We start from the raw sequence: 9019 nt of genomic DNA on the forward strand, positions 1-9019 counted from the left end.
TTCCAGCAGAGCGAAGGCGTGGTTGGCAGGCAGCGGCAGAAAGGGGCTGTGCTGATCCAGCCGGAATTCCACCTGGGCGCCAAGCCAGCGCCGCAGCCCGGTGACAGGCTGCACATGCACGTGGAAGTCGGCGATGCCGCCCTCGGGTTCYAGCTCGAAATCCGCGTACAACGCCGCCAGGCCCGCCGCCACGGGCGGGCAGCTGCTGTGGATGCGGTAGGCGAAGGGGCCAGTCCTGAGCGTCAGGCCGTCGTGCAGCCGTTGGCCAAGTTCCGCCGGGGCCAGCATGCCCAGCGTCAGCATCGCTGGACCAACAACAGCTGTTCGAGCTGTTGCAGCACATCGGCGGTCATTTCCGAATCGGCATCCATCAGCGCAGCCAGTTCGTCGAACTCCGCAGGCGGCTGCTCGGCGAGGCGTCGCAGGGCGGGTACCAGCCAGGCGGCGAGGCGATGGGTGTCGTTGGACAGCGCGTGATGCACGAGGCAGTCGTCACCCCAGGCCCTGATCGACAGATCGGCCCCGTAAGTGAGTGCCCATCGAGGCGTTGGCACTGGATCGGTGGAGGTCACGGAGTGGCTGCAGAAAGACTTCGGGCGTCGCTACGGACGCCCGAAGTGTCACACCGACGGTGCCGGCCGCTCAGGAGTACAGGCTCTGGAAGTAAGCCATGACCTGGTTGGCGTCCCAGGAGACCGTCGTATTGACCTGGTATTTGCCGCCCAGCGGGCAGACGGCATTGAACATCTTGATGGCTTGGGCGACCGTGATCGGGTAGTCGGTACCGACGTTCAGTGCATTCAGGATGGTCGCCACGGTGGCGCGGCCCAGCGCGTAGATCATCGTGTCGTTCTGGCCGCCGGGCGAATTCAGCACCTGCAGCAGGGTGGCCTTGCTCGTGCACAACCCGAACGCCGAATCGCGGTAGCCATAAACATTGCAGGCCGAGGACTCAGCCTTGTAGCGGAAGGCGTCCATCAGTGTCTGGCCACCGCTGATGAAGCCTCCGAAGACGGTGCCCTTGTTGCCGCCGAAGCTGCAACTCGCCGTGGGCAGCGTGCCCTTCAGCGTGCCGGCCGGCCAGGTGCTTGCGTTCTTCCAGTAGCCGGGCGACTTGCCGAGGAGCTTGCAGTCCGCCTTGCCAGGCCGCGGCGACGCATTGCCGGACATCTGGCCCGACACGGTGCAGTTGTAGGCCTGGCTCGCCAGCGCCGGTTTGCTCAACAGGCTGCCCAGCACGACCGGCGTGGCCGCGCCCGCTTGGGCAAAGCGTCGGCGCGACGCGTTCATCCGGGTCGAGGTCGGCCGGCCGGCGGACGCGTCGACGGAGGCCGGCACCTTGGGCGTCGACTGCGGGTCGTTGATTTGGCGTTCGCTCATGACAGTGTGCCTCGTGGATCCGTTTTTGGGTTGCACCAGACTAGGGCACAACTCGCTCTGGGCGTCAGAGCGGGCCGATGCTAATAGGGGGCTCGGCGGTTTGGATGGCAGTGTTTCACACAAAGCCTTTTGGGGGTCATCTGGCGCCCCCTTGATTGGGTGGGCCTGAATCAGGGACTTAGAGGGCGGCTGACGAAAACGTGTCACATGTCTTCAGATCGCCCGCTTCCAGGCCGCGCTTGAACCAGCGAACACGCTGCGCGCTGCTGCCGTGGGTGAAGCTTTCGGGCACGACGGCGCCCCGGGAGCGCTTTTGCAGGGTGTCGTCGCCGATCTGGGAGGCGGCGTTCAGCGCCTCCTCGATGTCGCCTTGCTCCAGCCAGCCTTTGCTGCGCTGCGACAGATTCGCCCAGACACCGGCAAAGCAGTCCGCCTGCAGCTCCAGCTTGACGCTCATGGCGTTCGCCTCGCGCTCGGAGACGCGGCCGCGGGCGCGATCCAGCTTTTCGGTCGTGCCCATCAGGTTCTGCAGGTGGTGGCCGACCTCGTGGGCGATGACATAGGCCTGGGCGAAGTCGCCCGGCGCGCCCAGGCGCTGTCGCAAGGTGTCGTAGAAGCCCAGGTCGATGTAGACCTTGCGGTCGGCGGGGCAGTAGAACGGGCCCATGGCGGCCTCGCCGGTGCCGCAGCCGGTGGGCCAGCGGTCGCGGAAGATGACAAGCTTGGGAGCGGGGTATTGCTGGCCTGCGCGTTGGAAGTAGGCGCCCCAGACGTCTTCGGTATCCGCCAGTACCTTGCTGACGAATACCGCACCCGGATCCTTGGGGTGTTGCTCGGCCGGCGCGCCCGGCTGGACCTGCGGCGCAGCGCCGCCCCCGCCGTCGAGCAGCCCGAGCACCGTCAGCGGGTTGATGCCGAAGGCCCAGGATGCCAGCAGGGCGATGACGACACCGCCCAGGCTCAGGCCGCGCCCGCCGATGGGCAGGCCACCACCCCCGCTGCTGCTGCCACGGACATCTTCGACGTTGTCGCTCTCACGCTGGCCATCCAACTTCATGCTGTCTCTCCTGCTGATCGGGCAATCCTACGGCCCATGACCGCCAAAACGCAGTCCGTCGCCTCTCGCGGGCGTCGCACCGGCCGGCTGGACACACTGCCGCCGCATCGCCGAACCAGGAGCCCCCATGAAACGCCTCGCCCTGCTGACCCTTGCCGCCGCCCTTGCCACCAGCAGCTTTGCCGGCGACAACGACTGGCATCTGCGCATCAAGAAGGAATCCGACGGCTGGACGGCCCACTTCAGCGGTCCCATCGACTACGGCAGCGGCAAGAACCGCATCAAGGGCTCGGGCGTCAAGGTCGAGAAGGCGCGCGCCCTCGGCAGCTTCAGCAAGCTGCGCATCGACGGCCCCTTCGACGTCAAGCTGACCCAGGCGGGCAGCGACCAGGCCACGGTGGTTGCCGACGACAACATCGAGCCGCTGGTGGAGACCGTTGTCGAGGGCGATGCCCTGGTGGTGCGCATGAAACGCGACGCCGGCTTCACGACGCGTTCCGCGCCGACGGTGCGCGTCGACGCCCGGGCCCTGCAGTCCATCGCCATCAATGGCTCGGGCGACCTGGCCGTGGAGCGCTTCAAGGCCGACAGCCTCAGCCTGAACGTCATCGGCTCGGGGGATGTGCATTTCGGTGCCGTCGAGCTGAAGGACCTGAGCGTCAGTATCAGCGGCTCGGGCGATGTGCGCCTGGCCGGCCGGGCGGACCAGCAGAGCTGGACGGTCAGCGGTTCGGGCGATGTTGACGCGCGCTCCCTTGCCGGCCGCGCAGCCCGAGTCAACATCAACGGTTCGGGCGACGTGTCTGTCGGGGTGACGGAACAGCTGGACGTCCAACTGAGCGGTTCCGGCGACCTGAGCTACGCCGGACGGCCGCAGTTGCGCCAAAGCGTCAGCGGCTCGGGCGAGATCAGCCGCCGCTAGAGCGCGACGGCCCAGGCCCCTCAGAATGGGGCCGTGAACCCCAACGACCTCTGGTGGCAGACGCTGGCCGATGGCCCGCTGCTGCTGGCCCTGTTTGATGCGGGCGAATGCCTGCGGCAAGCCAATGCGGCCTATCGACAGGCCTGGGGGCTGGCTGCCGATGCATCGCCGGGCTGGCTCGAGATGGTCGAGGCCGCCCAGCGGGCCGGCGTCGGCCCGGTCGACGTGCCGGAGCGCCGCAGCCGCATGGCGCAGCGAGGCTATGAACAGGCCTGGCGCGACGGCCGGCGCCTCTGGTGGGTGGAGCAGCGCATGCCAGACGGCGGCCTGGCRCTGACCGGCGTGGACATCAGCGCGCTGGCGGGGCCGCGGCCTTTGACGGGCCAGTTGCTGTCGGCTCAGGCCGGCCGCGAACTGCTGCAGGCTCTGCTGGCCGACCCGCGCGCCTGGCCCTTGTCCGTGGCGACGTTGGCACCCGAGGCCGATCCGGCCGAGCTGCTGGCGCGCACCCGTGGCGAGGATGGCTGCATGCGCCTGGACGACGGGCGGCTGCTCGTCATGCTGCCGTCCACTGGGCCAGCCCAGGCCGCGGCGCTGGGCGAGCGCCTCGGGGCATTGACGCTCACCGAGGCCATCTGGGGCGAATCGGCAGCGGCACTGATCGTCAGGGCTTGAGCTTCAGGTCCCGGCCTTGAGCCTGGGCCGGCGCGGGCAAGCCGGCGATGGCGGCCAGCGTGGGCGCCAGATCGGCAATTTCGACGCGTTCTTTCACCTCGCCCTGGCCGACATAGCCCGGACCCCAGAACAGCAGGGGCACATGGGTGTCGTAGTCGTAAGGGCTGCCGTGGGTGCTGCCACCAGGCCGGTAGCTGAAGATCCAGTTGCGCTTCAGCACGATCTGCAACTGCGCGGCGCGCGTCGGATCGAAGGACTTGCGCATGGCTTCCAGGTAGGGGGTGGTGCGGTCGTCACCCAGCAACTGCTCGCGGGTGAAGACGGTGGCCACGCCGGGCAGCTTCAGCAGTTCCTCGCGGGCGGCAGCCTGGACGTCAGCGAACTTCAGGCCCTTGTCGGCGGCCAGCTTCTCGTCCAGCAACAGACCGGAAGCGGAAAAGTCGCGTGCCAGCCTGTCGACGCCAAAGCGTGCCGACAGGGCGGTATTGACGACCGCCAGTGACGGCGAGCTGTTGAAGCGGCCGGCATCGCGGCCCTGGGTGGCCGCCCATTCCGGCGTATCGGTGAAGCCGTGGTCCGCCGTCAGCGCGAGTACATAGTTGCCGGCACCGACTTCCTTGTCGAGGAATTGGAAGAAGGCCTGCAGATGGCGGTCCAGATGCAGGGTGTGGTCGTGCGACAGCCGCGACTCGGGGCCGAAGGCATGGTTGATGTAGTCGTGGCTGGACAGGCTGACCGACAGGATGTCCTGCACACCGCGCTGGCCGAGCTTCTCGTTCGTGATGGCGGCGCGCGCGAAGGCCAGCGTTAGCTCGTCGCCGAAGGGCGAGGCCAGCAGGCCGCCGTAGAAGCGCGGGCCGGGGCCGTCCATCTTGTCGCCGATGACGGCCGGCAGCTTGTTGCCGTTGCCGCTGGCGATCTGCCAGGACTGGCCGTCAGGCACGGAGCGGGCGTAGGCCGCCTCCGGGAGAAGGGGAGCCCAGGTCTTCTTGAAGAAGGCGTCGGCCGGGTTGGTGGCGTTGAAATCCTTCACCCATTGCGGATGGGCCTGCATGTAATAGGTGCTGGAGGCGAAACGGCCCGTCTCCGTCATGTACATATACGCCGTGCCCTTGTGGCCGGCCGGCAGGATGGCGCCGCGATCCTTGCCCGAGATGCCGATGACCTTGGACGCCGGCGAACCCGTGCGCAGCACGTCGCCCAGGGTCTCGACCTTGAGGTTGCGCGGGCTGGTGCCGGCCAGCGGCGCGGTCGGGCTGTCGATGTACTGGTAAGCCACGTCGCCGGTGTTGTAGACCTGGGCGCCGGTGGCGGGGTCGCGCCATTCGTTGCTGATGATGCCGCTGCGCTGTGGATAGGCGCCGGAAAGCATCACCGAGTGGCCGGCTGCCGTCACCGTGTGGCCATGGCCGTAGTGGGCCTGCGAAAACCAGCGCCCATGGTCGAGGAAGCGGGCGAAGCCGTCAGGTGCCAGCTGGTCCCGGTAGCCCGTCACCTGGCGCATCGGCAGGCCGTCGATGACGACCAGGACGAGGAGCTTGGGGTTTTTTTGCGGCGCCACGGCCGGCGGCGCCGTCGTTGCGCAGGCGGACAGGGCAGCGGCGAAGGCCAGGCTCAGCAGGCGACGGCGAGTGTGCAACATGACGTTTTCGTGACAGTGGGTCCGCAAGCTTACGTCGTCACAATGTCTGGCTTGTAAACGCCATGGCCGAACCGGACACCTTCGACCCCACCCATGCGCTGGACGGCTGGCGTCCGCCCGCGCCTGTGCCCGTGCCGCTGCAGGATCTGGCGCTCGGCGCGTTGCTGCGGGGCGACGGCAATGGGCAGGGCAGTGAGCCGCTGCTTCCTCTCGTCAGGGCTGAAACCGTCAACTTCGACCCCACGCATCTGCTGGACGGCTGGCGCCCGCCCGCTCCGGCGCCCTTGGACCTGGAACTCAGGTCCCTGGTGCGCGCGGGCCGCAGCGGGCCCGACGAGGCCAAGAAGGCGCGACTGAAGGCGCGTGGCTACGAGATGCTGGACGTTGAGGACATCGAGTTGCCCGAGGCGCCGCCGCCGCGCATCGCCGTCGAGCTCCTGGTTCGGGAAGTCTCGCCCGCGCCACCGCTTGCCGAGGCCGAGTTCGTGCCGCCGCCTGTGAGCGAGGTGCCGCCTGCGCCGCCGGTCGAGGGGCCATGGCCCCTCTTCGAAGCCGAAGCACAGGTCCTTGAGGAAATGGCCTCGGTGCCCGCCGAGCCCGACGCTGTCGACTCGCCTGGAGCGCCGCCGCTTTTCGCCGCCGAAGCGGCATGGCTTGATCTCCGGTTCGAGCCGCCTCAGATCGTTGAGGACGATGAAGCGTTGGCGGAGCCGCCACCCGCAACTGCGGTCATGCATGGCGGCGAAGCGCTCGCAGCGCCCTCGTCGGACGTGGGTGCCGCCGCGCTGATGGCAGACGTTGAAGCGCCCGAAGTGTTCGCGCCGGAATCAACGCCGTTCATCGACATCGCCGAGTCGATCGACGAGCCGCTGCAGCCCGCTGCCGCGCAGGCGCCTGAGTCGTTGAGCGCGCCGCTGCCAACAGCGCCTGCCCTTGTGGAGGACGCTGAGCCGCTCGAAATTCCGCCACCTGCTGCGGTCGAAGCGGCAGTGTTGGACCCGGAGCCGCCGACGGTCGAGCCCGAGCCCGAACCGCTCATCGAACCCGTCGAGCTGCCCGACGAGCCGCTGCAGCCCGCAGTCGCGCAAATGCCTGAACCGCCACCCGCGCCGCCGCTGTCCACGCCCGCCGTCGCGGAAGACGCCGGGCCGCTCGACACGCCGCCGGCCACCGTCGAAACGCCGGTACTGGATTTCCGCGCACCGCCCCCTGCCGTCGTCGAAGCGCCGGTGCTGGACTTCCGGGCCCCGCCGCCACCGCCCGAGCCGGACCCGCAGCAGGTCCTCGACGACATCGAGCTGCCCAAGGTGGTGCCCCTGCCCACGGCCGTCGAGGCACCGGTGCTGGACATGCAGGCCCTTGCCTCGCGCAGCGAACCCGACCCGCGGCTGGTTGCTGAGTGGCAGCCGCAGGCCTGGACGGCGTTGACGCAGCACGTGGCCGATGCCAGTACCGAGGTGTCGCAGACGGCGCATGGCCTGCACGTGGAAAACCATGCAACGCAGTGGCTCTGCGCCCTGTGGCCGCCCCAGGACAAGCAGCCGGCACTGCTGGCGCGCTGGCCTGAGATGGTCACTCTCGTCGGCGCGGCGACGAGAGTCGATGCCTTGGCGTCCTTGCTGGAGGCACTGCCCACCGAGGCGGCGTTGTGGCCGGCCGAGTTGGAGGCGGACTGGGGGCTGGTGGCGGAACTCGTGCTGCGTCAGGACACGGGCCTGCGGCCGACTCACGCGCAGGTGCTGCGCGAGTTCGTGGAAGCGGAGCGCCGCGCCAACCTGGCGCGCCTGAACGCCGGCTACCAGACCCAGGRCCGTGTCGCCCGGCGCAAGCCATGACGAGTGGCCAGGCGCCGTTGCTGGAGGTGGCCGATGGCGTGGCGCGCATCACGCTGCGCCGGCCACGCCAGGCCAATCGTCTGGCTGTGGACGACCTCGACACCCTCGGCGGCTTCATCGAGGCGGTGCATGCGAACGATGCCGTGCGTGTGCTGGTCCTGGCCGGCGAAGGCAGGCATTTTTGTAGTGGCTTCGACCTCGGCGCCCTGGGCGCCGTCGATGCGGGCGCGCGCTTCGGGGAACTGGCCGATGCACTGGAGGCCGTGCGGCCCATCACGATTGCGCGCCTGCATGGCGGTGTCTATGGCGGCGCCGCCGATCTGGCCCTGGCCTGCGACTTCCGCCTCGGCGTGCCGGCCGTCGAGATGTTCGTGCCGGCGGCGCGCATCGGGCTGCATTTCTATGCCGGTGGCCTGCAGCGCTTCGTCGACCGACTGGGTCTCGCCACCGCCAAGCAGGTGCTGCTGGCTGGGCGCACGCTGGACGCCGCCGCCCTCCTTGGCTGCGGCTATCTGGACCAGTTGCTGCCCGACGTCGCAACGCTGGACGCCGCGCTGCAGGCTCTGGCCGACGAACTGCAGGGCATGGCGCCCCTGGCCCTGCTGCCGATGAAGCAGCACCTGAACGCGATCGCCGCCGGCCGACTCGACGCCAAACAGCTGGCGGCCGACATCGTCAAGGCGCGCGATTCGGCCGATCTTGCCGAGGGTCAGGCGGCCTGGGCGGGCAAAAGACCAGCGCGATTCAAGGGGGGTTGAAAGCCCTAGGCCGGGGCTTTCGCCACATCGTGGAAAATACGGGGCCTGCGCGCCTGCCTGGCGCCCCTCTTTACACACTCTTCGACAGGACCAGCGTGGCCAAAGAAACCACCAAGACCACCATCGAAGCGGATGGTCTGCGCTACCGCTCCAAAGCTCCCGGTTCGCCCTTCGCGGCAACCTCGTCTTTCGGCGCAGCAACGATGTCTTGCTTCCTTTGCRGCAAGCACCGCCCCCGAGCCATGCTCAAGTCCAAGAAGCTGTTGGGCAAGTCGCAGCCCGTCTGCTCGCCTTCTTGCAAGGAACTCGATGCGCAAATAGCAGCCAAATAGGGCTGTCAGCCCCTCACCTCGCGTGAGGGCCATGAACGACCCAGCGCCGCCACGGCCTCGACCGCCGTGGCGGCGCTTTTTGCATTCAGCCTTGGCGGAAGCAGCGGCCGCAGACGGAACGGTAGCGCGCGTTGCCGCCGATCTCGACCTGGGCGCCCTCGGTGACCTTGCGGTTGTTGGCGTCCACACGCATGTTCATCGTCGCCTTGCGGCCGCAGTCGCAGATGGTCTTCATCTCGTCCATCTCGTCGGCCAACGCCAGCAACGTGGCCGAACCGGGGAAGAGTTCACCCTGGAAATCCGTGCGCAGGCCGTAGCAGATGGCCGGCAGATTGCGCAGATGCGCCAATTCGTGCAGTTGCTGCACCTGGTGCTTGGACAGGAACTGCGCCTCGTCGACCAGCAGGCAGGCGATGCC

The 9019-nt window shown here is 68.3% G+C and carries 9 protein-coding genes and 1 pseudogene; 4 read left to right on the top strand and 6 right to left on the bottom strand.

The window, feature by feature from the left end; all coding sequences use genetic code 11:
• The 4 genes and pseudogenes from ACXJKR_RS16550 to ypfJ all read right to left on the bottom strand — a co-directional run.
• Positions 1–303, bottom strand: a pseudogene (locus tag ACXJKR_RS16550) (HprK-related kinase A); the annotation flags it as partial.
• Entirely contained in the window at positions 297–572 is a 276-nt protein-coding gene (locus ACXJKR_RS16555; protein ID WP_457323750.1) for a hypothetical protein, read from the bottom strand. The pseudogene ACXJKR_RS16550 and the gene ACXJKR_RS16555, both read right to left, overlap by 7 nt.
• A gap of 70 nt (positions 573–642) precedes the next feature.
• Positions 643–1380 (bottom strand): hypothetical protein, encoded by a 738-nt coding sequence (locus tag ACXJKR_RS16560; RefSeq protein ID WP_457323751.1) that lies wholly within the window; start codon positions 1378–1380, stop codon positions 643–645.
• Positions 1381–1558: 178 nt separating this feature from the next.
• Complete coding sequence (ypfJ, locus tag ACXJKR_RS16565) at positions 1559–2437, bottom strand: KPN_02809 family neutral zinc metallopeptidase (protein ID WP_056191665.1); 879 nt, start codon at positions 2435–2437, stop codon at positions 1559–1561.
• Between the two features lie 127 nt (positions 2438–2564).
• On the opposite strand from ypfJ, the gene ACXJKR_RS16570 reads away from it, so the two are divergent.
• Together ACXJKR_RS16570 and ACXJKR_RS16575 are read left to right on the top strand one after the other, a co-directional pair.
• Entirely contained in the window at positions 2565–3359 is a 795-nt protein-coding gene (locus tag ACXJKR_RS16570) for a head GIN domain-containing protein (RefSeq protein WP_457323752.1), read from the top strand.
• A 33-nt stretch (positions 3360–3392) separates the two neighbouring features.
• The gene (locus ACXJKR_RS16575) at positions 3393–4034 is read left to right on the top strand and encodes a hypothetical protein (protein ID WP_056191668.1); all 642 of its coding nucleotides are present in this window, start codon (positions 3393–3395) and stop codon (positions 4032–4034) included.
• Here ACXJKR_RS16575 and ACXJKR_RS16580 read toward each other — a convergent pair.
• A complete protein-coding gene (locus ACXJKR_RS16580) occupies positions 4024–5676 on the bottom strand; it encodes an alkaline phosphatase family protein (RefSeq protein WP_056191671.1) in 1653 nt (550 codons plus the stop codon). The two genes, ACXJKR_RS16575 and ACXJKR_RS16580, sit on opposite strands and share 11 nt — an antisense overlap.
• Positions 5677–5738: 62 nt before the next feature.
• Here ACXJKR_RS16580 and ACXJKR_RS16585 point away from each other — a divergent pair, with 62 nt between their 5' ends.
• Positions 5739–7511 carry a hypothetical protein gene (locus tag ACXJKR_RS16585; RefSeq protein ID WP_457323753.1) on the top strand — a complete coding sequence of 591 codons (1773 nt, stop codon included), beginning with the start codon at positions 5739–5741 and terminating at the stop codon, positions 7509–7511.
• Positions 7508–8269 (top strand): enoyl-CoA hydratase/isomerase family protein, encoded by a 762-nt coding sequence (locus ACXJKR_RS16590; protein ID WP_457323754.1) that lies wholly within the window; start codon positions 7508–7510, stop codon positions 8267–8269. The genes ACXJKR_RS16585 and ACXJKR_RS16590 overlap by 4 nt, the downstream gene beginning before the upstream one ends.
• Positions 8270–8686: 417 nt before the next feature.
• On the opposite strand, the gene ACXJKR_RS16595 is transcribed toward ACXJKR_RS16590, so the two are convergent.
• Positions 8687–9019: thymidine kinase (locus ACXJKR_RS16595; RefSeq protein ID WP_457323755.1), on the bottom strand; the 333-nt coding region annotated here is incomplete at its 5' end.

Source organism: Roseateles sp. P5_E11 (assembly GCF_054049355.1).

Bases quoted from the DNA above. Each gene is read 5' to 3' on its own strand.
- ypfJ (WP_056191665.1), bottom strand. From the start codon at position 2,437: ATGAAGTTGGATGGCCAGCGTGAGAGCGACAACGTCGAAGATGTCCGT.
- ACXJKR_RS16590 (WP_457323754.1), top strand. From the start codon at position 7,508: ATGACGAGTGGCCAGGCGCCGTTGCTGGAGGTGGCCGATGGCGTGGCG.
- ACXJKR_RS16560 (WP_457323751.1), bottom strand. From the start codon at position 1,380: ATGAGCGAACGCCAAATCAACGACCCGCAGTCGACGCCCAAGGTGCCG.
- ACXJKR_RS16580 (WP_056191671.1), bottom strand. From the start codon at position 5,676: ATGTTGCACACTCGCCGTCGCCTGCTGAGCCTGGCCTTCGCCGCTGCC.
- ACXJKR_RS16570 (WP_457323752.1), top strand. From the start codon at position 2,565: ATGAAACGCCTCGCCCTGCTGACCCTTGCCGCCGCCCTTGCCACCAGC.